The organism is Rhizorhabdus dicambivorans, from assembly GCF_002355275.1.
Taxonomy (GTDB): domain Bacteria; phylum Pseudomonadota; class Alphaproteobacteria; order Sphingomonadales; family Sphingomonadaceae; genus Rhizorhabdus; species Rhizorhabdus dicambivorans.
Genome location: NZ_CP023449.1, coordinates 3,712,682 through 3,734,439 on the forward strand (window position 1 = coordinate 3,712,682; position 21,758 = coordinate 3,734,439).

18 protein-coding genes are annotated in these 21,758 nt (G+C 66.3%); 5 read left to right on the forward strand and 13 right to left on the reverse strand.

All coding sequences use genetic code 11. The annotated features are described in order from the left end of the window. Window positions 1-22: 22 nt before the first annotated feature. Window positions 23-1,147, reverse strand: coding sequence for an OmpA family protein (locus CMV14_RS17445; RefSeq protein ID WP_066962254.1), 1,125 nt, complete (start codon window positions 1,145-1,147; stop codon window positions 23-25). Between the two features lie 227 nt (window positions 1,148-1,374). Beyond that, the gene (locus tag CMV14_RS17450; protein WP_066962257.1) at window positions 1,375-1,989 is read right to left on the reverse strand and encodes an SOUL family heme-binding protein; all 615 of its coding nucleotides are present in this window, start codon (window positions 1,987-1,989) and stop codon (window positions 1,375-1,377) included. Between the two features lie 140 nt (window positions 1,990-2,129). Here CMV14_RS17450 and CMV14_RS17455 point away from each other — a divergent pair, with 140 nt between their 5' ends. Continuing rightward, window positions 2,130-2,696 carry a helix-turn-helix domain-containing protein gene (locus CMV14_RS17455; RefSeq protein WP_066962260.1) on the forward strand — a complete coding sequence of 189 codons (567 nt, stop codon included), beginning with the start codon at window positions 2,130-2,132 and terminating at the stop codon, window positions 2,694-2,696. Between the two features lie 123 nt (window positions 2,697-2,819). Next, entirely contained in the window at window positions 2,820-4,139 is a 1,320-nt protein-coding gene (locus CMV14_RS17460) for a cystathionine gamma-synthase family protein (protein WP_066962262.1), read from the forward strand. Window positions 4,140-4,160: 21 nt separating this feature from the next. On the opposite strand, the gene CMV14_RS17465 is transcribed toward CMV14_RS17460, so the two are convergent. Next, complete coding sequence (locus tag CMV14_RS17465) at window positions 4,161-4,982, reverse strand: winged helix DNA-binding protein (protein ID WP_238147308.1); 822 nt, start codon at window positions 4,980-4,982, stop codon at window positions 4,161-4,163. Between the two features lie 267 nt (window positions 4,983-5,249). Here CMV14_RS17465 and CMV14_RS17470 point away from each other — a divergent pair, with 267 nt between their 5' ends. Continuing rightward, the gene (locus CMV14_RS17470; protein ID WP_066962266.1) at window positions 5,250-5,813 is read left to right on the forward strand and encodes a hemerythrin domain-containing protein; all 564 of its coding nucleotides are present in this window, start codon (window positions 5,250-5,252) and stop codon (window positions 5,811-5,813) included. A 64-nt stretch (window positions 5,814-5,877) separates the two neighbouring features. Beyond that, window positions 5,878-7,866 carry a DNA topoisomerase IV subunit B gene (parE, locus tag CMV14_RS17475; RefSeq protein ID WP_066962269.1) on the forward strand — a complete coding sequence of 663 codons (1,989 nt, stop codon included), beginning with the start codon at window positions 5,878-5,880 and terminating at the stop codon, window positions 7,864-7,866. 167 nt (window positions 7,867-8,033) lie between these two features. Here parE and folP read toward each other — a convergent pair whose 3' ends face one another. The 3 genes from folP to CMV14_RS17490 all read right to left on the reverse strand — a co-directional run bounded on the left by folP (window position 8,034) and on the right by CMV14_RS17490 (window position 12,002). Then, window positions 8,034-9,152, reverse strand: a complete 1,119-nt coding sequence (gene folP / locus CMV14_RS17480; protein WP_066962272.1) for a dihydropteroate synthase — start codon at window positions 9,150-9,152, stop codon at window positions 8,034-8,036. After that, window positions 9,149-10,756, reverse strand: coding sequence for a hypothetical protein (locus CMV14_RS17485; protein ID WP_066962275.1), 1,608 nt, complete (start codon window positions 10,754-10,756; stop codon window positions 9,149-9,151). The genes folP and CMV14_RS17485 overlap by 4 nt, the downstream gene beginning before the upstream one ends. A 106-nt stretch (window positions 10,757-10,862) precedes the next feature. Continuing rightward, window positions 10,863-12,002 (reverse strand): site-specific DNA-methyltransferase, encoded by a 1,140-nt coding sequence (locus tag CMV14_RS17490; RefSeq protein ID WP_066962278.1) that lies wholly within the window; start codon window positions 12,000-12,002, stop codon window positions 10,863-10,865. A gap of 254 nt (window positions 12,003-12,256) precedes the next feature. On the opposite strand from CMV14_RS17490, the gene CMV14_RS17495 reads away from it, so the two are divergent. After that, the gene (locus CMV14_RS17495; RefSeq protein ID WP_238147078.1) at window positions 12,257-12,619 is read left to right on the forward strand and encodes a hypothetical protein; all 363 of its coding nucleotides are present in this window, start codon (window positions 12,257-12,259) and stop codon (window positions 12,617-12,619) included. Here the strand turns inward: CMV14_RS17495 and rnhB are convergent. The 7 genes from rnhB to CMV14_RS17530 form a co-directional block, all read right to left on the reverse strand. After that, complete coding sequence (rnhB, locus tag CMV14_RS17500; RefSeq protein ID WP_066962281.1) at window positions 12,616-13,218, reverse strand: ribonuclease HII; 603 nt, start codon at window positions 13,216-13,218, stop codon at window positions 12,616-12,618. The two genes, CMV14_RS17495 and rnhB, sit on opposite strands and share 4 nt — an antisense overlap. A 10-nt stretch (window positions 13,219-13,228) precedes the next feature. Continuing rightward, a complete protein-coding gene (locus CMV14_RS17505) occupies window positions 13,229-14,233 on the reverse strand; it encodes an L-histidine N(alpha)-methyltransferase (protein ID WP_066962438.1) in 1,005 nt (334 codons plus the stop codon). 188 nt (window positions 14,234-14,421) lie between these two features. Next, window positions 14,422-14,616, reverse strand: coding sequence for a YbdD/YjiX family protein (locus tag CMV14_RS17510; RefSeq protein ID WP_066962284.1), 195 nt, complete (start codon window positions 14,614-14,616; stop codon window positions 14,422-14,424). Further along, a complete protein-coding gene (locus CMV14_RS17515) occupies window positions 14,613-16,646 on the reverse strand; it encodes a carbon starvation CstA family protein (RefSeq protein ID WP_096367864.1) in 2,034 nt (677 codons plus the stop codon). Before CMV14_RS17515 ends, CMV14_RS17510 begins: the two co-directional genes overlap by 4 nt. A gap of 152 nt (window positions 16,647-16,798) precedes the next feature. Further along, a complete protein-coding gene (locus CMV14_RS17520; protein ID WP_066962286.1) occupies window positions 16,799-17,950 on the reverse strand; it encodes a CaiB/BaiF CoA transferase family protein in 1,152 nt (383 codons plus the stop codon). Continuing rightward, a complete protein-coding gene (locus CMV14_RS17525; protein WP_066962289.1) occupies window positions 17,947-19,125 on the reverse strand; it encodes a CaiB/BaiF CoA transferase family protein in 1,179 nt (392 codons plus the stop codon). The genes CMV14_RS17520 and CMV14_RS17525 overlap by 4 nt, the downstream gene beginning before the upstream one ends. 89 nt (window positions 19,126-19,214) lie before the next feature. Beyond that, window positions 19,215-21,575, reverse strand: a complete 2,361-nt coding sequence (locus CMV14_RS17530; protein WP_066962292.1) for a TonB-dependent receptor — start codon at window positions 21,573-21,575, stop codon at window positions 19,215-19,217. Window positions 21,576-21,758: the final 183 nt, after the last annotated feature.

Here is a 21,758-nt window from a genome sequence, read left to right on the forward strand (position 1 = left end):
GGAAACCCGATGATGAAGCCGCTTACATGCCGGCGCCGAAGGTGATTTCGACGCGACGGTTCTGCGGCTCGCGGACACCATCGGCGGTGTCGACCAGCGGACGGCTTTCGCCGAAGGCTTCGGTCGCGATCGCCGAGTCAGGCACGCCCTTGCCGGCCAGATAGGCCTTAACGGCATCGGCGCGACGCTGCGACAGACCAACGTTATACTGGTCGCCACCCGACTTGTCGGCGTGGCCGGCAAGCTGGACGCGGGCCTGGCCGGTCGTGGCATAGGCATTCGCGGCGTTGTCGAGGATCGACGCGGCTTCCGCCGTGATGTCCGACTTATCCCAGTCGAAGAACACGATGAACGGACCCGGAGTCTCGACCACCGGCGGAGGCGGCGGCGGAGGCGGCGGGGGCGGAGGAGGCGGCGGCGGGGGCGGCGGCGGAGGCGGCGGAGCAGCCGGCTCACCGAAGTTGTAGACGAGGCTCAGCAGAACGCTGTGCGAACGCCAGTCACCCTTATATTCCGCGCCGGCGCGGTCGAAGACCTTGACCTTGTCGACGTTGAAGTAACGATACTTCACACCGACATCGACATTGGTCGACACCGGATAGCGGACGCCAGCGATCGCCTGCCAGGCGAACTTGGAGTCGCTGTCGTTCAGGAAGTCGTCCGTCGACACATTGTAGCCGCTGTACTTGACGCGGGCGATACCGCCGCCGGCGCCGATATAGGCACCGAAGCCGTCATCGCCGCCGAAGTCGAGCAGAGCGTTCATCATGAAGCTCAGCGCGCTGTTCTTGCCCGAGGCATCCTGATAGGTGCCGGCGGGCGCACCTGCGCCACCGATGTTCGCGGGCGTCCGGGCTGCGGTGGTCGAGAAGCTGTCGACGCGAGCGCGGCGATAGCCCACTTCACCTTCGACGCGGACCATGCCGAAGTCGTAACCGACGATGCCGTCTACGTCGAAGCCGGTCGAAGTATCGGCAGTGGCACGGCCACCACCCGGCGCGAGCGTCGAAGTGCCCACGTCAAACTTCATGTCCTCGATCATCATGCCGCCGCCTTCGACGCCGACATACCAAGCATTGTCACGAGCAAAGGCCGGCGCAGCGAGCGCGGTAGATGCTAGCGCTGCCAAGATGGCAAGCTTGCGCATATCATTCCCCTTTCCAACAGGTTCCAAATGGAACTGTGTTCACCTAAACCAATCACCCGGACACGCGCAAGCGCATCCGTTTCTGCAGTGTACCGACTTGGCAACGCTTTCCATTCCGGTGCCGCATCGGTTTACCCAGACAGCCGCTAAACGACCGTTTCATGAAAGGGTTGCCTGCGCTGGAAAAAATTTCACGAGTGTTCCGACCTGTGGCTTTTCAGCAACAGTCAGCGCTTTCCGTCAGCGTCATCGGCGAGCGGGATCAGCACCTCGTTCGGCAGCGCCGTACCCGGCTTCAGCGGCGAGTTGTAATAGCCATGCTCGGGGCCGCCGGCAGCGACTCTGCCCCGTGCCTTGATCCAGCGCCGAAGCTCGGCGGTGCGCGCGGAGAACAGCCGGTCGCTCGGCTTGCCGGGCACCGATATCACGGCCACCTCGCGCGCCGGGATTTCGGCGATGGCGATCCCCTCCCCCGGCGGTTCCAGGCTTTCGCGGGCGATGCCCTGCGGGATCAGGAAGCGGACCCGCCAGCCACCGTCGCCGAACGGTTCGGCCAGCACCGGCATGGTGATCGGAATCTCCTCCCCCTCGCGTCCCTCGCCGAACATATAGTCGGCCAGCACGCCGAAGCCGTTGCCGAGCGCCCGGTCCCGCGACCCGTATTGCACGGTTTCGACCACCAGCAGCGCGGGATAGCGGCGGATCTCGAACCCGCCCTCGCTGGCCAGCGTCTCATGGAGCGGCGCGCGGGCGGCGCGCTGCTTGAAGTAGATATAGGCCGCCCCGGCGGCGGCGGCGGTGGCCACGCCCGCCAATATCCTGCCCCAGCCGATCTTCGCCATTACTGCTCCACTTCCTGTCGCGCCCATAGGCCGGACAACGGCGAAATGCCAGAATCTTCCCGGTTCCGGACCGCCTGTACCGCGGCCGCCGGGCGGGCTATGAAACGCTGCTGGCGAGACCGGTTGGTGGGAAGGGGCAAATGAAGACCTGCATCCGCGACGTGCGGCACGCCATGGGCATGACGCTGCAGGACGTGGCCGATCGCTGCACGCCGCCGACCACCGCCCAGACCATCGGCCGGCTCGAAACCGGCACCCGCACCGTCTCGATCGCCTGGCTCAACCGGATATCGGCCGCGCTTGGGGTCGAGGCGACCGATCTGCTGCGGGTTCCGAAACGGGCCGGGCCGGAGGTCGACATCCTGCTCGGCCCCGAGGGCGCCGCCATTCCGCGCCAGCCGAGGCACGCCGCCCCGCCCCGCCCCGCCCAGGACGGGCTGACCATGCTGGTCGAGTTCAGCGTGGGGGAATATCGGCAGGGCGACATGGTTTCGCTGGAAAAGCTGGAGCGCAAATCCTTCGGCCGGGCGCTCAACCGCGACGTGCTGGTGCCGCGCCACGGCGGCCGCCTCGCCTTCGGCCGGCTGATCGATCGCGATGCCAACCGACTGCAGATCCAGCCTCCGGCCCAGGGTTCGCGCCAGCAGGTGATCGTCGATCCGCCGTGGATCGCGATGGCGGTCCAGTTGCTGCGCCCGCTGGGCTAGCGCCCATCGCATCGCCGGCCCGCGACAACGACGCCGGCGGAACATCCGCGACTGCCGTTCGCTTGCCAGCCAGGGCGGCGAGGCGCATCCTCCTGCCATCAAAAATATATTCGCAGGAAGACGATGTCCAAACCCACCGAACACACGCTGAGCGGCACCACGCCGCGTCGGCGCCCCAAGGCCGAAATCCTCGAAGTCGGCGGCCGGCGGCTCAAGCCGTCCACGCTGATGATGGGGCATGGCTATGATCCGATGCTGTCGGAAGGCGCGCTGAAGCCGCCGATCTTCCTGACCTCCACCTTCGTGTTCGAAAGCGCCGCCGCCGGCAAGCGCCATTTCGAGGGAGTCACCGGCAAGCGGCCCGGCGGGGCCGAGGGCCTGGTCTATTCGCGGTTCAACGGCCCCGACCAGGAGATATTGGAGGATCGCCTGGGCATCTGGGAGGATGCCGAGGATGCACTGAGCTTCTCCAGCGGCATGTCGGCGATCGCAACCCTGCTGCTGGCGCTGGTGAAGCCTGGCGACGTGATCGTCCATTCGGCGCCGCTCTATGCCGCGACCGAGACGCTGATCGGACGCATATTGGGTCGCTTCGGCGTGTCCTGGCTCGATTTCCCGGCGGGCGCCACGCCCGAGGAGATCGCCGCGGTCATCGAAGCGGCCAAGGCCAAGGGCCGGGTCGCGCTGATCTATCTCGAAAGCCCCGCCAACCCGACCAACGCGCTGGTTGATGTGGAGGCGGTGCGCGACGCGCGTGACCGTCTGTTCGCCGGAGAGGAAGAGAAGCCGCCGATCGCGATCGACAACACCTTCCTCGGCCCGCTCTGGTCCAAGCCGCTGCGCCACGGCGCCGAGCTGGTGGTCTATTCGCTGACCAAATATGCCGGCGGGCATAGCGATCTGGTGGCCGGCGGGGTGGTCGGGGCCAAGGCGCTGCTCGATCCGGTCCGGGCGATGCGCAACACGATCGGGACGATCACCGATCCGAACACCGCCTGGATGCTGCTCCGCTCGCTGGAGACGCTGGAACTGCGGATGAGCCGCGCGGGCGAGAATGCGGCCAAGGTATGCGAATGGCTGCGCGGCCAGAGCAAGGTGGAACGGGTCGGCTATCTCGGCTTCCTGGAGCCGGGATCGCGGCAGGCCGACATCTATCGCCGCCATTGCGAAGGCGCGGGGTCGACCTTCTCGCTCTACCTGAAGGGGGGCGAGCCCGAGGCCTTCGCCTTCCTCGACGCGCTCAAGATCGCCAAGCTCGCGGTCAGCCTCGGCGGGACGGAAACGCTCGCCAGCCACCCGGCGGGCATGACCCACCTCTCGGTGCCCGACGAGCGCAAGAAAGCGCTCGACATTGGCGACAATCTGGTCCGGATATCGATCGGCATAGAGGATCCGGACGATCTGATCGCCGATTTCGAGCAGGCGCTGAAAGCCGTCGGATAGACAGCTCGGGGGAAGGGCTGGTCAGCCCTTCCCCGCCCGCGCGGCGTTGGCGAAATAGGTCATCATCGCGTGCGCCGCCCGGTCGGTCAGCTCGATGAAGATGCGGCGGCCGTCATCGGGATCGGCGACCCTGCGCAACAAGCCCGAATCGGTCAGTTGCTTGATCCAGCGCAGCGCGGTCGTGGCCGGCACGGCGGCCGCGATGCACAGGCTCGACACCGCCACCGAACGCCCCTCGATCCGCGCGGCCGTCAGGTCGAGCAATATATCCCATGCCGGATCGGCGAACAGGCCAGGGCCGAACAGCTCGTCCCGCAGGCGGCGCGCGCGGATCAGTTCGCGGATCAGCCCCGCCTCGACCGGCGCGACCTCATCGATCTCCCGCGACGGGGGCTCCAGCGAACGATCGTCGCCGCGGAAAGCATCGTCGTCCTGCCCATCCGCGGCGCTGCGCGCGAACCGGGCAAGCTCCTCCAGCAGATTCTGGATCGGCTGTCCCTGGCCGCCATCGCTGGTGTCGCGCAGCTGTGGCTCGGTCCAGCGGAGCCGTTCGCCGATCGCCAAGGCCAACGCCTCCTCGTCGGGCCCGACGAGAAGGCTCACCCCCTCATGCGCGATCCGAGCCGAAACGATGTCGATCAACTCCGGCGCAACGACGATGATGCTGGCGAAGCGGCCCTGGACGGACCCCGCCTCGATCCGGTCGAGCAGCCGGTCGAGCTGCGGGCCATGATCGGTCCCGACATCAGCTATCACCAGGTCGACCGCCACCTGGAGGTCGAGGCGTTCCGCCGCGCCGACGACCGGCAGCTCTCCGGCGACGCGCCCGCCAAGGGCAGTCACGCTGCGCAACGCGACCGCCCGGCCTTCCGGCGAATCCCCAAAGATCAAAATCGTCGGAGCAGAGCCCCAATCCGCCATTTCATCGTCTCCAGCACGCGACCATGACAGCCCCCGCCCCCGCGTGCGCCATTCCCCCGAATTCTAGCGGGCATCCCGTCGCCGATCAGCAGCCGAATAGTCCGGAATGGATCATCTTGTTCCCCGGCGGAACATCCGAGCCCGGAGGTACGTTCCTTCGGCTTCAGCCAGGACGAGGGAGATGAGGCCATGGCGGGCAAATATGCCGCACGCAACACCGAGGGACGCCATGTGGTCGCACAGGATGATCCGCTGGCGATCAGCCTGCTGAAGGAAGAACATCATGTCTTCCGCACCTTGTTCGACGAAGCCGAAACGGCGGGAGAGGCGCGGCTGGCGCAGATAGCGGGTGAGCTGTGCATGCGTCTGGCGGTGCATATGGCGATCGAGGAGGAGATTCTCTATCCCGCACTGAAGCCGATTATCGGCGACGATGAAGTGAACGAGGGCATCGTCGAGCACCAGTCTGGCAAGCGCATCGTCGCCGAGCTCGAGCAGCTCGACGGAACCGAGGAGCTTTTCGCCGCGAAGGTCCACGTCCTGGGCGAGGAAACCGTCCACCATATCGACGAGGAGGACGAGGACCTGTTCGAGGACGCCAAGGCCGCGCACGAGCGGGGCGAGATCGATCTGAACGCGCTGGGCGAGACGCTGCGAACCCGCCAGGCGCAGCTCTATGACGAGATCGAAGCGACGGGCGAGACCGGCAAGACCCGCGAGGCGCAGCCCGACGAGGTGGAGAAGGCCGGCTAGCCCGGTTGCGGGGCGGCGCCTCCCCCTTCCCTTTGGCCGTCGCCTCGCCCTATAGTCGGCTTCAATGTCCGACGACGATCTCTTCGCCTCCGCTCCGTCCACCAGCTCCGGCAGTTACGACGCCTCGCAGATCGAGGTGCTTGAGGGGCTGGAGCCCGTGCGCCGCCGCCCCGGCATGTATATCGGCGGCACCGACGAGCGCGCCTATCACCATCTCGCCGCCGAAGTGCTCGACAATGCGATGGACGAGGCGGTCGCCGGCCATGCCAATCGGATCGAGGTGTCGCTCCAGCCTGGCAACCGGCTGACGATCATCGACAATGGCCGCGGCATCCCGGTCGATCCACATCCCAAATTCCCGAAGCAGTCGGCGCTGGAGGTGATCCTCACCACGCTCCACTCTGGCGGGAAGTTCGATGGCAAGGCCTATGCGACCTCGGGCGGACTGCACGGCGTCGGCGTGTCGGTGGTCAACGCGCTGTCGACCGAGACGGTGATCGAGGTGGCGCGCAACAAGGAGCTGTTCCGCCAGCGCTTCTCGCGGGGCCATGCGGTGAGCAAGCTCGAGAAACTGGGCGCCGCCCCCAACCGGCGCGGCACCAGCGTCTCCTTCTCCCCCGATCCCGAGATTTTCGGCGCCAGTGCGCATTTCCGCCCAGGCAGGCTGATGCGGCTCGCCCGTTCCAAGGCCTATCTCTATGCAGGGGTCGAGATACGCTGGAAATGCGACCCCTCGCTGATCGGCGACGATACCCCTTCGGAGGCAGTGTTTCAGTTTCCCGGCGGCCTCGCCGACCATCTCAAGGAGCAGATCGGCGGTCGCGAATGCGCGACCAGCCAGTTCTTCACCGGCAAGCAGGTCTTTCCGGGCGAAAATAACGGGCAGGTCGAATGGGCGGTGGCCTGGCCGCTCTGGTCCGAAGGCTCGTACAGCTATTATTGCAACACCATCCCGACCCCCGATGGCGGCACCCATGAGGCGGGCCTGCGCGCGGCGCTGGTCAAAGGCATCCGCGCCTTCGCAGACTTGGTGGGCAACAAGCGCGCCAAGGATGTCACGGCCGACGACATCGTCACCGGCTCCGAACAGATGCTGTCGGTGTTCATCCGCGATCCGCAGTTCCAGAGCCAGACCAAGGACCGGCTCACCTCACCCGACGCCGCGCGCCTCGTCGAGAATGCGATCCGCGATCATTTCGACCATTTCCTCGCCGACAATATGGAGCGCGGCAAGGCGCTGCTCGCCTTCGTGCTCGATCGCATGGACGATCGCCTGCGCCGCAAGGCGGAGAAGGAGATCAAGCGCAAGACCGCGACCTCGGGCCGCAAGCTGCGCCTGCCCGGCAAGCTCACCGACTGCGCCAATGACTCGCCCGAGGGCACCGAAATCTTCATCGTCGAGGGCGACAGCGCCGGCGGCTCGGCGAAGCAGGCGCGCGACCGCAAGACCCAGGCGGTGCTGCCGATCCGCGGCAAGATCCTCAACGTCGCCTCGGCCAACAGCGCCAAGATCGGCGCGAACCAGGAGATTGCCGACCTGATCCAGGCGCTCGGCTGCGGCACCCGCGACAAGTGCAATGTCGATCTGCTGCGCTACGAACGCGTCGTTATCATGACCGACGCCGATGTCGACGGCGCGCATATCGCGACCCTGCTGATGACCTTCTTCTTCCAGGAGATGCCCGATCTGGTGCGTGAGGGGCATCTCTACCTGGCCCAGCCGCCGCTCTACCGCCTGACCGTCGGCAGCAAGAGCCTCTACGCGATGGACGACGCCCACCGCGCCGAGATCGAGGCGAAGGAGTTCAAGGGCAAGAAGGTCGAGGTGGCGCGCTTCAAGGGCCTCGGCGAGATGAACCCGCAGCAGCTGCGCGAAACGACGATGGACCCGAAGACCCGCACCATGCTGCGCGTCACCCTGCCCCAGGAATATGAGGAACGCGCCAGCGTCCGCGATCTCGTAGACCGGCTGATGGGCAAGAACCCCGAGCATCGCTTCGCCTTCATCCAGGCCAATGCGGCGACGGTGGATGAAGAGGTCATAGATGCCTGACCCGTTAGATCCTCCCTATCGCACAGCGATTGGGAGGGGGACCGTTCGCGAAGCGAATGGTTGAGGGGTCTGCAACCTCTCGGTAAGCGCATCCATTGGCGTTGGATTACCCCTTCACCACGCTCTTCGAGCGCGGTCCCCCTCCCCGTCCTTCGGACAGGGAGGATCTAGAAGAGTGGCGGCGTCAGCGCTTCATCTCTGAGCCCACGCCACACCCGGATCGCCTGCAGCGTCTCCGGCACATCATGCACCCGCAAGATCTGCGCCCCCATCTGTGCGCCGTACAGCGCCAGCGCGACCGAACCTCCCAGTCGCTGGTCGACCGGCGCCTCGTTTGACAGTGCGCCGATGATCCGCTTGCGGCTGGCGCCGAGCAGGATCGGGCAGCCCAGGCCGTGGAACAGCGCCAACCCATTCAAAAGCTGGAGATTATGCCGCAGCGTCTTGCCGAAGCCGATGCCGGGATCGACGATCAACCGGCTCCGCGCGATGCCAGCGCCCTCGGCAAAGGCGATCCGCTCGGCCAGCCAGTCATAGACCTCGATCAGGGCATCGTCATAATGCGGCCGGTCCTGCATCGTCTGCGGATCGCCCTGATGGTGCATCAGCACCACCGGGCAGTCGTGGCGTGCCAGCAGGGCCACCGACTGCGGATCATGGCATAGCGCCGACACATCGTTGACGATCGCCGCCCCCGCCTCCAGCGCCGCCTTCATTACCGCCGCCTTGCGGGTGTCGATCGAGACGATCGCGCCGCCCGCCGCCAGCCGCCGCACGACAGGCTCGACCCGGGCGATCTCATCGCCTTCCCACACCGGCTGCGCGCGCGGCCGGGTCGATTCCCCGCCGACATCGACGATCGCCGCGCCAGCCTCGACCATCGCGAAGCCGGCATCGGCCGCCGCCGCCGGATCGTCGATCAGCGCACCGCCGTCCGAAAAGCTGTCGGGTGTCATATTGAGGATCAGCATGATCTGCGGCTGATCGAGCGGAAGCACGCGGTTGCCGAGATGCAGCGCGGGGCGCTGCGCGGTGATCCGCGCGATCGTCGCCCGCGCATCCCCGGCCTGTTCCTCGGTCAGCGTGCCAAGGAAACCGTCGACCGCCTCGACCGGCACCAGCCGGCTCGCCATCCGCCTGCCGCCATCGACCGCGATAACTTCATAGGCCGAGAACCAGAGCAACCCGCCCGCCAGCCGCGCCACCCGGCCATCGAGCCCGAAGGGCGCCGCGACGAAGGCGGTCGGCTGGAAATAGAGGCGGGCGTAGCGGGAGATGGCGGTCATTTCCTGGCTTTAGGCTCCGGCTTCTCCGGCGGCAATTCGATCGGGCCGGTTTCGATAGCCGGCATGTCCCATCCTGAAAGTGCTTCGGCGCCGCGCTCGTTGATCCGGTCGAGCAGGCGGCGCGCGCCGTTGTTTGGCGGGGCGTGCGGGTTGAACGCCAGCGGGCTGAGCAGTTGCTTCGCTTCCTTGATCTTCCTGTCGCGCAGATATTGGCCGATCAGCATCATCCGGACATTGTCATCCTGTGGCACCAGCGCGACACCCCGCTCCAGCGCCGCGACAGCGTTCGGCGTCGGCTTGCTCCCCTGCTGGATGAAGCTCCGGTAGAACAGGATGAGCGGCCAGGCCGCGTCGTTCTCGATCTTGTTCGCCTTGAGCAGCCAGTTCCGCGCCCCACGCCAGACCATATCGTCATGGCGGTTCGCCTGCTCGGCGCGGTGCATGATCGCCAGCGCCTTGTAGATCATGGCGGCACCATATGCCGGGTTCGCGGACAGCGCGCGATCCGCTGCCGCTTCGGCGGCATCGTCGTTGCCGGCATCATATTCGGCCTCGGCGAGAATGATCTGTGCACCGGGATCGGAAGGCCAGGGCGCCGCCAGCCGCCGCGCCTCCTCCGCCACCCCCGGTGCCGTCTCTTCATCGACCATACGCTTCGACTGGAGCCGAACCGGCATCAGCGCTTCCTCGCCGGGATCGAGGCGACGGACGCGAATCCGTTCGGGCGGGATCGGCGCGACGATGACGGGCAGATACGGCATCTTGCCGCGCATGTAGCGCTCCAGTTCCTTGTCGAGGACGTCGAAGTCGCCGAATATCCTCGCGGCGGCTTCCGCGTTGGGCTCGCCCTTGTTGATGGCCTGGAGATATTCGGTCAGTTCGGTTTTGCGGCTCGGGCCCAGGCTCAGATAATGGGTCAGCAGCCAGGCCCGCCCATAAAAGATCACATGATCCACCGGCGACAGGGTCGATGGGTTGACGGTCAGTATCTCGCGCGCCGGCATCGGCCGCTGCTCGAACAGCGAATAGGCACGGCTGAAAGCGGGCAACCCGATGCCGACTTCGCCCGGCCTGTCGAGCTTCACGTTGGACAGGAACTCGGCAAAGCCCTCCACATACCAGGCGGGGTAGACGGCCAGGGAATTCGCCAGCAGCAGGTGATGGGCATATTCGTGGAAGAGGATCGTCTGCGCGCCGAGCGACAGGGGGGATCCGCCGCCCGCCGATCGCGGCACGAAGGCCACCGATCCCTCGGCCCGGCCGTCATAGAATCCGGCGACATAGCGGCACGCCTTGTCGGCCCTCGCCTTGTCCGCCTTGTCCTTGCCCTCGCCGCCTTTGCACAACTTGACGATCGCATCGACATTGTCGACGACGAAGATCGTCAGCGGATTGGGATCGTCGCCCTCATAATCGCCATAGCTGAGCAGCTTGCGGGCCGCCTGGTCGAACCGCTCCAGATCGGTGACGAACCTGCGGACCGTATCGGGAGAGCCCTGCGAATAGACGATGAAGTGCGGCGCGCGGACCTCATTCCACGCCGCCTGGAGGGGTGCAGGAGGCCCGAGCGCGGCCAGGGCCGCCATCCATTTGCCGAAACCCATGCGCGTCCCCCCAACGCCTGTCAGGCGACCTTCCCGACACAGCAGACATCAGGGAAATTCGTTGCGGAATCCAGCCGGAATCCGGTTCATTCCGAACCGGATTTCGCTATTCGCCCAACTGGGCGAGATGCCGCTGGCGCACCGCGTCGATCGGCTCCAGCCCCGTGGGTGTCTCGATATGCCAGAAGCTCCAGCCGTTGCACGAGGGCGCGCCCTGAAGCTGGGCGCCGAGGCCGTGGATCGAGCCGGTGGCGCCGTTCGGCCCCGCCAGCACGCCATCGGCGCGCACCATCGCCGACCAGCGGCGCTTGCTGTCGGTCACGGTCGATCCTGGCGGGATCAGGCCGCTTTCGACCAGCAGGCCGAAGGCGACGCGCGGGGCGGCCTTCTTCTCGGGGATCGACATCATCGCGCTCTCGTCGAGCGGCAGGGTCGCCTGGATGCGCTGGGTCGCGACCTTGATATATTTGTCCTCGCGCTCGATGCCGATCCAGCGGCGGCCGAGGCGACGCGCGACGGCGCCGGTGGTGCCGGTGCCGAAAAAGGGGTCGAGGACCAGATCGCCCGGCTCGGTGCAGGCCAGCATCACCCGGTAGAGCAGGCTTTCGGGCTTCTGGGTCGGATGTGCCTTGTGGCCATCGTCGTCCTTCAGCCGCTCGCCGCCCGAACAGATCGGCAGGGTCCAGTCCGACCGCATCTGGATGTCGTCGTTGAGCGCCTTCATGGTGCGGTAGTTGAAGGTGTATTTCGCCTTCTCGGCCTTGGAGCACCAGATCAGCGTCTCATGCGCGTTGGTGAAGCGGGTGCCCTTGAAATTGGGCATCGGGTTCGCCTTGCGCCAGACGATGTCGTTCAGAATCCAGAAGCCCTCGTCCTGCAGCGCCGTGCCGACGCGGAAGATGTTGTGATAGCTGCCGATCACCCAGATCGTGCCGTCGTCCTTCAGGATGCGGCGCGCCTCATGCAGCCATTCGCGGGTGAAGCGATCATAGACCGCCAGGCTGTCGAACTTGTCCCAGTCGTCGTCGACCGCGTCGACCTGGCTTCCGTCGGGGCGGTGGAGATCGCCGCCGAGCTGGAGGTTGTACGGCGGATCGGCGAAGATCATGTCGACGCAGCGATCCGGAAGCGCGCGCATCGTCTCGATACAGTCGCCGCGCAATATCTCATTGAGGGGAAGCCGCGCCGGTGCCTCGACCGCGCGCTTCGCCCGGCGCGCAGCCGGAAACTTCTCGAGAACACCCATGGACGATCACCCCCCTTCGAACTTCGTCAAGGGTGAGTCATCCGGACTCTTCGGTCAAGAACAATAGTTTGGCTGCCGAACCTGACAGAAATCCGAGGCAAGGCGAACGAAAGGAGTCCGATACTTCATATGGAGTCTCAACCCGGCGACTGGACTCAATCCCTAGTGGTGTGGCGCGAAGGACTCACCCATGCCTTTTTGATCGAAAAATCCCCGGAACGGCGGCGCCGGCACGTCGTTTTGCCGCCATGGCCATGCTGTCGCCCCGCCGGATGTCTCCGCCGATACTGTGCGCCGTTGTCGCGATCGCGGGCGGCTTGGCCGCCGGCATGGCGACGGTCAACGGGCTCCACCAGAAGGTCTACGGCCCTGCCGAGGCACCTTCATTGTTCGCCCGCGCCGAGGCGGCGACTTTCGGCGAGGAGGATGGGCGGGGCCGGTTGGACGATTCCCGCGGCGGCTCTGACAGCGACACGGTGGCGCAATGCGATCGTTGCTCCGAACGCGACCTCGGCTATCGCTGGGCGGTGCTGGCCGCGATCAGCGTGCCCGATCAATGCCCCAGCGACAGCTGGGGCTTCCGGCGCGGCTGCCTCGACTATGTCGGGGGAATTTAGCCGAACAGCGAATATTGCGCGATCGGTGCGAAGCTCTTGCGGTGGAGCGGCGAAGGACCCAGCCGCGACAGCGCATCGAGATGTGCGGGCGTGCCATAGCCCTTGTTCTGCGACCAGCCATAGCCGGGATGATGCGCGTCATAATCGGCCATCATCCGGTCCCGCTCTTCCTTGGCGATGATCGACGCGGCGGCGATCGACATGCAAAGCGCGTCGCCCCCGATCACCCATTGCGACGGGCGGCTCCAGCGCGGCAGGCGGTTTCCGTCGACCAGCACCATGGCCGGTTCGACGCCCAGCGCCGCGACAGCGCGCTCCATCGCCAGCATCGACGCCCAGAGGATGTTGATCTCGTCGATCTCCTCGACCGTGGCGATGCCGACGCCGACATGGGCGACCGCACGGATCTTGGCGCAAAGCTCGCCCCGCGCGCCGGCATTGAGCTTCTTCGAATCGTCGATCCCCCTGGGCACCCGCCGCCGATCGAGGATCACCGCGGCCGCGACCACCGGCCCGGCCAGCGGCCCCCGTCCCGCCTCATCAACTCCGGCGAGCGGCAGGGGATGTGGTTTTTCGAGCTTGAAACTGGGGCCGGGCATGGAACGGCTCTTAGCCAATTGATGCGCCGACCTCCAGCAGGTGCAGACTGAACAATTCCCTCGCATCGCACCACATTTCGCGCGGACGGAAACCCGCGCCACGGGCAAGCGCCTGGAAATCCTCTACCGAATATTTCCAGCTGTCCTCGACATGCAGCGCCTCGCCCTGGGCAAAGCTCACCATCGATTCGCCGACGCGGACCTGCTGCGGCCCGAGGCTGACCAGATCGGCGCGGACGCGACCGCGATCCGCGTCGAAGTGAACTTGATGCTCGAACAGGCGCACGTCGAAATTCGCTGCCAGTTCGCGGTTTGCCCGGCGAAGCACGTCGAGCACGAGCGCCGCATTGAGCCCATGCGGATCGTCATAGGCCGATTCCAGGATCAGCACGCTCTTGCGCAGATCGACGCCGATCAGCAGCAGCCCGCCGGGCCGCAGTTCGCGCGCCCAGAGCGAGAGCAGACCCAAGGCCTCGGTCGGATCGAAATTGCCGATCGCATTGCCCGGGCAATAAGCGATCCTCCGCCCTCCCCCGGCATTGGGCGGCAGGTCGAAAGCGTTGCGCATGTCGGCGCGCACCGCCTCCACCCACAGCCGGGGATAGCGATGCTGGACGCGGCGGGCGTCCTCCAGCAGCGCATCGCGGTCATGGTCGATCGCGACATAGGCCCACGGACGATCCAGGGTCGCGAGCAGCAGCGCCGTCTGCGCGCTGAAGCCGCGCCCGAAATCGACCAGCTGCGCATCGGGGCCGATCGCACGCGCCAGCTCCACCGCGCGGTCGCGCAATATCTCCAGCTCGGCCCGCTGCAGATAATATTCGGGCAGCGCGCAGATGCGCCGGAACGCGGGCGAACGCCGGTCGAGCAGCATCTGCCCGGCCAGGCTGCGCGGCGTGCGTGCGAGGCCCGCCAGGAACAGCGCGCCGAAGTTCGGCGGCGGCGGGCCATGGTCATGAAAAGCGACGATGTCGCCGCGTTGCCGCGGCGCTTCGTCCGAAGGGAAGTCGGTCAAGCGTGCCTCCAAGCCGGCCTGGGCAGCGCCCCGGCCTGCCGGCCCCCCGACAGCCGACATCCACCTGAATTCATCAAGCTTGTAAATAGACTCTGAGTTCTAATGGTTTCCGCTTCGAAAATTGTTTGCGGGTTGCGACACCGTGGCAGGGCCCCGGTGGCACCGATCAGCCGCTGCCGGGCGGTGGATCAGCAGCATTTCCCGCCGTTGCGGCCGCCGTAGCGCGCCTCCTGCCGGCTCCGGAAGAAGGCGCGTTCATCCATCACCGGCGCGCCGGGATGATGCGCTGCCATATGGTCGAGATAGGCGCGGTACGAGCTCTGGCCGACCATCAGCCGGCCGGTCTCGGCAATCAGTCCCAGCGCGGCTCCGATCAGGCTCATGCCATCGCCTCCCCGCCGGGAAGCTCGCGCGCGGTGGGCCGATCGGAGGCCAGCGCCGCAATGCAGGCGCGGATGCCGAACAGCAGGACCGAAAGCAGCACCAGCATGAACAGCGCGGTCAGGGCGGCATCGATCCGGTCGTTGAACAATATCGCCCGCATCTCCTCCATCGACTTGGCGGGCGCCAGCACCTGCCCCTTATCGATCGCTTCCTTGAACTTCGCGGCATGGGCCAGGAAGCCGATCTTCGGATCGGGGCTGATCAGCTTGAGCAGGCCGGCCGACAGGGTACACACCAGCAGCCAGGCCGTCGGCACCATCGTCACCCAGGCGTAGCGGTGGCGCTTCATCCGGAACAGCACGACCGTCGCCAGGATCAGCGCGATCGCCGCCAGCATCTGGTTGGAGATGCCAAACAGCGGCCACAGCGTGTTCACCCCGCCCAGCGGATCGGTGACGCCCTGGTAGAGGAAGAAGCCCCAAGCGGCGACGCACAGCACCGTGCCCACCAGCGACGGCAGGAAGCTGCTGGCGTTGCGGAAGGATGGCACGGCCAGGCCGATCAGGTCCTGCAGCATGAAGCGGCAGGCGCGGGTCCCCGCGTCGACAGCGGTGAGGATGAACAGCGCCTCGAACAGGATCGCGAAATGATACCAGAAGGCCATCATCGCCTTGCCACCGATCAGTTCGCTGAAGATATGCGCCATGCCGACCGCCAGGGTCGGCGCGCCGCCCGCGCGCGAGATGATCGTCGTCTCGCCGACGTCGCGCGCCATCGCCGTGATGGCGTCGGGGGTGATCGCGAAGCCCATCGCGCTCACCGCCTGCGCGGCGCTGGCCGGATCGACGCCGACGATCGCCGCAGGGCTGTTCATCGCGAAATAGATGCCGGGATCAATCACCGAGGCGCCGACCAGCGCCATGATCGCCACCATGCTCTCGGCCAGCATCGCGCCATAGCCGATCAACGGCGCGTGGGATTCATTGGCGATCAACTTCGGCGTCGTGCCGCTCGCGATCAGCGCGTGAAAGCCCGAAACAGCACCGCAGGCGATGGTGATGAACAGGAAGGGGAACAACGGGCCCGACCAGACCGGCCCGTTGCCGGCCGCGAACTGGGTGATCGACGGCATCCGCATCGGCGGCGCGACGATCAGGATGCCGATCGCCAGCGCCAGGATCGCGCCGATCTTCAGAAAGGTGGACAGATAGTCGCGCGGCGCCAGCAGCAGCCACACCGGCAGCAGCGAGGCGACCGCGCCATAGCCGATCAATATCCAGCAGAGCTGCACCGCCGAGAAGGTGAACATCGGCGCGAGCGTCGCGGATTCGGCGACGTCGCGGCCATAGACGATCGCCAGGATCAGGCCGACCAGGCCGAGCAGCGACACCTCACCGATCCGGCCGGGGCGGATCCAGCGGCTATAGGCGCCCATCGCCAGCGCCAGCGGAATGGTCGCGGCGACGGTGAACATGCCCCACGGGCTCTGCGCCAGCGCCTTGACGACGATCAGCGCCAGCACCGCCAGGATGATCACCATGATCAGGAAGGCCCCGAACAGCGCGATAGTGCCGGGGATCGTGCCCATCTCCAGCCGCACCAGTTCGCCCAGTGATCGGCCCTCGCGCCGCATCGAGATGAACAGGATCAGGAAATCCTGCACCGCCCCGGCCAGCACCACGCCCGCCAGCAGCCACAGCATGCCGGGCAGATAGCCCATCTGGGCCGCCAACACAGGCCCGACCAGCGGCCCCGCCCCCGCGATCGCCGCGAAATGATGGCCGAACAGTACCCGCCGGTCGGTGGCGACGAAGTCCAGCCCGTCGGCGCGCGTGATCGCCGGCGTCGGCCGTGCCGGATCGAGCCGCAGCACCTTGTTCGCGATGAACTTCGCATAGAAGCGATAGGCGATCAGATAGACGCAGGCCGCGGCGATCACGATCCACACCGCGTTGACAGTCTCGCCCCGCGCCAGCGCCACGATCCCCAGCGCCACCGCCCCGAGCAACGCCACCGCGCTCCAACCCATCGCCTTAAGCACGATCACCGCCCCCTCCAGAGCGATTTCAAACAGATGGAAGCATCTGTCCGCTCGGAAATCGCGGTAAAACAAAGCCGTAGAGCGGCCGTCCTGATACAGTCAGATCGCTGGCCGCTCCAGCCTTATTCGGCATCGACGACTCAGCCGACGATACCCTGCTCGCGAAGCGCCTGCACCGCGTGGCCTTCCAGCCCGATCAGCGCCAGCACCGCGTCGGTGTCCTGGCCGATGCTTGGCGCGCTGCTCGCGGGCGGCGGCGCTCCGCTCGACGCATGCGCCGGCCCCGCCACATAGGCGCCGCGGGCGCCCTGGCTGGTCTCGCGATAATGTACGGCTCCGGTCGCGGTAACCTGTTCGGACGCCAGCACCTCGTTCATCATGCGGACCTCACCGGCCAGCAGCCCGCGCGCCTCGAGCGCGTCGATCCAGGCGCGTCGCGGCCGCGTCGACAATATCCGCCCGACCACCTCGGTCAGTTCCCCGACATTGGCCGATCGATCCGCGGCGGTCGCGAAGCGTGGATCAGTGGCAAGCTCCGGCTCGCCCGCGATCTCGCATAATATGGTCCAGTCGGGATCCCAGTAGAGGCCCATATACAAGGGGCCGTCCGCGGCCTCGAACACGTTCGCCAGCGGGTTGCGCCCGGCCTGCGCAGCCTGGTCCAGCATCTTGCCGGTAAGGCTGTACTGCAGGATCGGGCCCGACTGGATGTAGAGCGCCATGTCGAACAGGTTCAAGTCGATATGGTCGATCCGACCGGTCCGGTCGCGCTTCATGATGCTCGCCATGATCGCCGAGGTGAGCGCCAGCCCCGCCGTCACATCGACGAAGCTGAGGTTCGGGATCAGCTTGCCCTGAATCTGCACCAGTCCCGATTCCGCCTGGGCCAGGGCATCGACCCCCGCCCGCTTCGCGCCGGGCCCGCTCTGTCCAAAGGCGGAAAAGGACGCGTAGATCAGCTTCGGGTTGATCGCGGTCAGCTCTTCGCGGCCGAGGCCCAGCTTGGCGACCACGCCCGGCCGGAATGCCTCCACCACCACATCGCTGATCCGCGCCAGGTCGCGTACGATCCGCACCCCTTCCGGCGCCTTCAGATTCACCGCCAGCGATTTCTTGTTGCAGTTGAACGCCTCGAACACGCCCGGCGTCAACGCGCGGGTGAAATCGCCCTTCTCCGGCGGTTCGATCTTGATCACCTCAGCGCCATAGTCGGCCAGCAGCTTGGTCGCCGATGGGGCCGCCAGCGCGTGGCTGAGGTCCAATATGCGAATGCCTTCCAGTGCTCCGGTCATGGTTCATGTCCCGCTGATGATGGTGTTGCCGTGTCGCGCATGGCGCCGGCGGTGATGAGATCGGCCACCGTCCGTTCCGGAAAACCCCAGTCGCGCAGCGCATCCCGGTTGTGCTCACCGATCGCCGGAGGCGGCCGCTGGATGGCACCGGGGGTTTCCGAGAAGCGTGGCGCCGGGCCCGGCTGGAGGATTCCCTCCACGTCGACGAAGGTGCCGCGCGCGGCATTGTGCGGATGCCGGGGCGCCTCATCCAGGCTCAGCACCGGCGCGAAGCAGACGTCGGTCCCCTCCATCAGCGCGCACCATTCCGCCTGCGTCCTGGTGGCGATCAGCACCGCCATCCTCTCGCGCAGCGCCGGCCAGGCCGCCTTGTCCATCCGTCGCGCCGGATCGCGATCGTCAAAGCCTGTCTTGTCGAGCAGCAACTGATAGAATTGCGGCTCGAACGACGCGATCGACACCCATTTCCCGTCGGCGCAGCGATAGGGATTGTAGAAATGCGCGCCGCCATCGGACAGGTTCGCTTCGCGCTCGCCAACCCAGCCGCCGACGGCGTGGCGCCCATAGATCATCGACACCATCGATGCGGCCCCATCGACGATGGCCGCATCGACCACCTGGCCCCGGCCGCTATCACGGGCCCGGACGATGCCGGCCAGCAGCCCGAGGGCAAGGTAGAGCGCACCGCCGCCGATATCGCCCAGCGTCGCGAGCGGGGGCACCGGCCTGTCCTTGACGCCGATCAGGCTCAGCGCGCCGCTGAGCGCGACATAATTGATGTCGTGGCCTGCCGCCTGGGCCAGCGGCCCGGTCTGCCCCCAGCCCGTCACCCGGCCATAGACGAGGCGCGGATTCCGGGTCAGGGCGATGTCCGGGCCCAGCCCCAGCCGCTCCATCACGCCGGGACGATATCCTTCGATGAGGGCGTCCGCCCGCTCGATCAGGTCCAGGCAAAGGGTCATGGCGGCCGGGTTCTTGAGGTCGAGCGCGACAGAGCGGCGCCCTCGCCCCATCACCTCGCCCGGGCCGCCGCCGCGCGCGCCAGCCCGGTCGATGCGGATCACGTCGGCACCGAGATCCGACAGCAGCATCCCGCAGAATGGCCCCGGCCCCTGCCCCGCGAACTCCAGCACCTTCAGGCTGGTCAACGGCCCCCTGCGCGGGCTTTCGCTCATCTCGCCTGATCCATCGCGCGCCCAGTCCAGTACGATGGCGGCGCGCTCCCTTTTCCTTCAGGGAAAGCGCCGCCCTGCACCGCCGTCCCTTATTCGCCGCCGAAGCGCTTCGTCAGGGTAAGGCCGAACTGGCGCGGCTCGCCCACGAAGGCGGCGTTGAAGCCGAAGCTGCTGTCGGCCGCGACGCCATTGATGAAATATTTCTTGTTCGTCAGGTTCTTGCCATAGACCGCGATGTCGGCATCGATCGCATCGATGGTGGCCGAAAGGCGACCACCGAGCAGGCCATAGCCCGGCTGCACCACCGTTCCGAGATATTTGGCGGTGGGCGCAAGGTTGACCCTGCTGTTCCAGCTATAGTTGAGCGACGCCCCGGCGGTGCCGAAGGACATCGGCACTTTATAATCCACGCTCGCCGCCCAGCTATATTTGGGAAACTGGAAATCCTCTCCCGAACGGTCGCCGCTACCGTCGACATATTTCTTGTACTTGGCATCGACGATCGCGCCCGACAGGCGGAAGGTGAGCCCGGTCATCGGGCGGACGGTCAGGTCGCCTTCCGCGCCCTGGATGCGGGCCTTGGCCGCGTTGCTGATGACACTGGCCAGGTTGCCTGCCGCGGTCGGGATCAGCGCGGTACGCTGGATGTCCTTGTAGTCCGCATAATAGACGGCCGCGTTGAAGCGGACCCTCCGGTCGAACAGGTCGGTCTTCACGCCGACCTCATAGTCGGTGACGGTCTCGGGCTTGAAGGGGGTGAAGGATTCCACCGAGCCGGCGGTGCCGCGCAGATTCTGCCCGCCGCCCTTGAAGCCCCGCGCGGTGCGCGCATAGAGCATCGTCGCCTCGGTCGCCTGCCAGTCGATGCTCGCCAGATAGGACGCATCCGAATAGATGTTCTTGAACTGCGCCAGGCATTGTCCGCCGATGCGGACCGCGACCGGGATATTGCAGGTCGCGGCCGGGCCGATGAAGTTGCGTGCGCGGATTTGCCGCAGTTCCTCGGTCCAGCGCAGGCCAAGCGTGGCACGCACCGTGTCGGTCAGCTTGATGTTAGTCTGCCCGAACACCGCCCAGCTGCCGTTCTTCACGTCCGCGCCGGTGACATTGGGATTGGTTGTCGGATTGACCGTGGCCAGACTGTTCGAGATGGTACCCTCGAAGCCGGTCTCCTCGTTGACATAGGCGCCGACGATCCAGTCGAACCAGCTGTTGCCGGAACTGACGAACTGGATTTCCTGGCTCAGGTTGCGGACACCGTTCTGGAAATTGGTGGAGTCGACCAGCGCATAATGCGACCCGTCGAACTCGTTCGGGCTCCTCACCTTCGCCCAGCGGGCCGCGCTGATCGACCGGAACTGGAGATTGTCGAGCAGATCGACGCTGAAGTTCGACGACACGCCATAGGTCCGCCCCAATATGTTCCGGGCGATATTGGTCGGCGTATCATAGAAAGGCGCGTTCATTTCGGCGACCAGCAGAGGCCGCGCCAGCGCCGCGGCGGCGTTGATCGCGGCGGCGTTCGCGGTGCGGTTGGCCAGCAGCGCGGGATTGAGCAACCCGGCCTGGATCGCCACCGCGATATAGATCGGCGCGGTCGCCGGAGTGCCGGCCAGCGTGCTCGGAAGCGGATTGAGAAAAGTCAGCCTCGCGATGGCGCCGCTGCCGGTGGTCTTGGTGTAATCGCCCGACACCGCCCAGCGAACCGATCCGCTCTCGAACAGGCCGTTGACGCGGAAGGCGTCCTGGTTCTTGGTGTTGAGTTCGCGCCCGAAGAAATCCTTGCCGAAGCCGCCGCGCTCGCGATGCGATCCCATGACGCGGATACCGAGCTTGTCCTTGACCAGCGGCAGGTTAAGCACGCCCAGCGCCTCGTAGGTGTCATAATTCCCCACGGTGCCGATGACATAGCCGCCGAACTCGCCCAGTTTCGGCTGCCGGGTGGTCACGCTTACGGCGCCGCCGGTATTGTTCTTGCCGAACAGCGTTCCCTGCGGCCCCTTCAGTACCTCGACCCGATCCGCATCGAGGAAGGCGGTTTCGAGGTTGGAGGTGCGGGCGTAGTTGACGCCATCGACATAGATGCCGATCGGCGAGTCCGTGGTCAGCAGTCGATCCTGGGCGGAAACGCCACGGATGGTCAGTATCACGGCGGTGGCGTCGCCCGCGCCCACCAGCGCCTGGAAACTCGGCGTGAGACGCGCGAAATCGCGGAACTCGGAGACATTGGCCTCCTTCATCGCTTCGCCCGTGACGACGCTGATCGCCAGCGGAACCTTCTGCGCGGTCTCGTTCGTCCTCCGGGCGGTTACGACGATGTCCTCGATGCCCTCCGGCGCGCCCGCCTCGGCGGCGGCTGGCGCAGCGGCCGGTTCCGACTGGCCGGCCCACGCCGCCTGCGCATGGAACAGCACCAGCGATCCGGCGAGAATGCTTGCACCACCCTTCATGATCCGCTCTCCCTTTTGGATTTTTCAGCTTTATGCCCCGGGTGAACAGCGCGCCGCCCGGCCCTATCCGTTAACGATCCGGGGAGTTCCGGCCTGGCGCCCGGCTGATTCCGAGCCGACGGTGGCGCCACACCTCTCCCGCTAATTTTTTGAACGATCGTTCAGTGCTTCCTTTGCCCGAAA

Coding starts and splice junctions, on each gene's coding strand:
- CMV14_RS17485 (WP_066962275.1), bottom strand. CDS start 10,756: ATGGGTTTCGGCAAATGGATGGCGGCCCTGGCCGCGCTCGGGCCTCCT.
- CMV14_RS17515 (WP_096367864.1), bottom strand. CDS start 16,646: ATGGGTTGGAGCGCGGTGGCGTTGCTCGGGGCGGTGGCGCTGGGGATC.
- CMV14_RS17495 (WP_238147078.1), top strand. CDS start 12,257: ATGCTGTCGCCCCGCCGGATGTCTCCGCCGATACTGTGCGCCGTTGTC.
- parE (WP_066962269.1), top strand. CDS start 5,878: ATGTCCGACGACGATCTCTTCGCCTCCGCTCCGTCCACCAGCTCCGGC.
- rnhB (WP_066962281.1), bottom strand. CDS start 13,218: ATGCCCGGCCCCAGTTTCAAGCTCGAAAAACCACATCCCCTGCCGCTC.
- CMV14_RS17445 (WP_066962254.1), bottom strand. CDS start 1,147: ATGCGCAAGCTTGCCATCTTGGCAGCGCTAGCATCTACCGCGCTCGCT.
- CMV14_RS17525 (WP_066962289.1), bottom strand. CDS start 19,125: ATGAGCGAAAGCCCGCGCAGGGGGCCGTTGACCAGCCTGAAGGTGCTG.
- CMV14_RS17520 (WP_066962286.1), bottom strand. CDS start 17,950: ATGACCGGAGCACTGGAAGGCATTCGCATATTGGACCTCAGCCACGCG.
- CMV14_RS17455 (WP_066962260.1), top strand. CDS start 2,130: ATGAAGACCTGCATCCGCGACGTGCGGCACGCCATGGGCATGACGCTG.
- CMV14_RS17530 (WP_066962292.1), bottom strand. CDS start 21,575: ATGAAGGGTGGTGCAAGCATTCTCGCCGGATCGCTGGTGCTGTTCCAT.
- CMV14_RS17470 (WP_066962266.1), top strand. CDS start 5,250: ATGGCGGGCAAATATGCCGCACGCAACACCGAGGGACGCCATGTGGTC.
- CMV14_RS17490 (WP_066962278.1), bottom strand. CDS start 12,002: ATGGGTGTTCTCGAGAAGTTTCCGGCTGCGCGCCGGGCGAAGCGCGCG.
- CMV14_RS17510 (WP_066962284.1), bottom strand. CDS start 14,616: ATGAGCCTGATCGGAGCCGCGCTGGGACTGATTGCCGAGACCGGCCGG.
- folP (WP_066962272.1), bottom strand. CDS start 9,152: ATGACCGCCATCTCCCGCTACGCCCGCCTCTATTTCCAGCCGACCGCC.
- CMV14_RS17450 (WP_066962257.1), bottom strand. CDS start 1,989: ATGGCGAAGATCGGCTGGGGCAGGATATTGGCGGGCGTGGCCACCGCC.
- CMV14_RS17460 (WP_066962262.1), top strand. CDS start 2,820: ATGTCCAAACCCACCGAACACACGCTGAGCGGCACCACGCCGCGTCGG.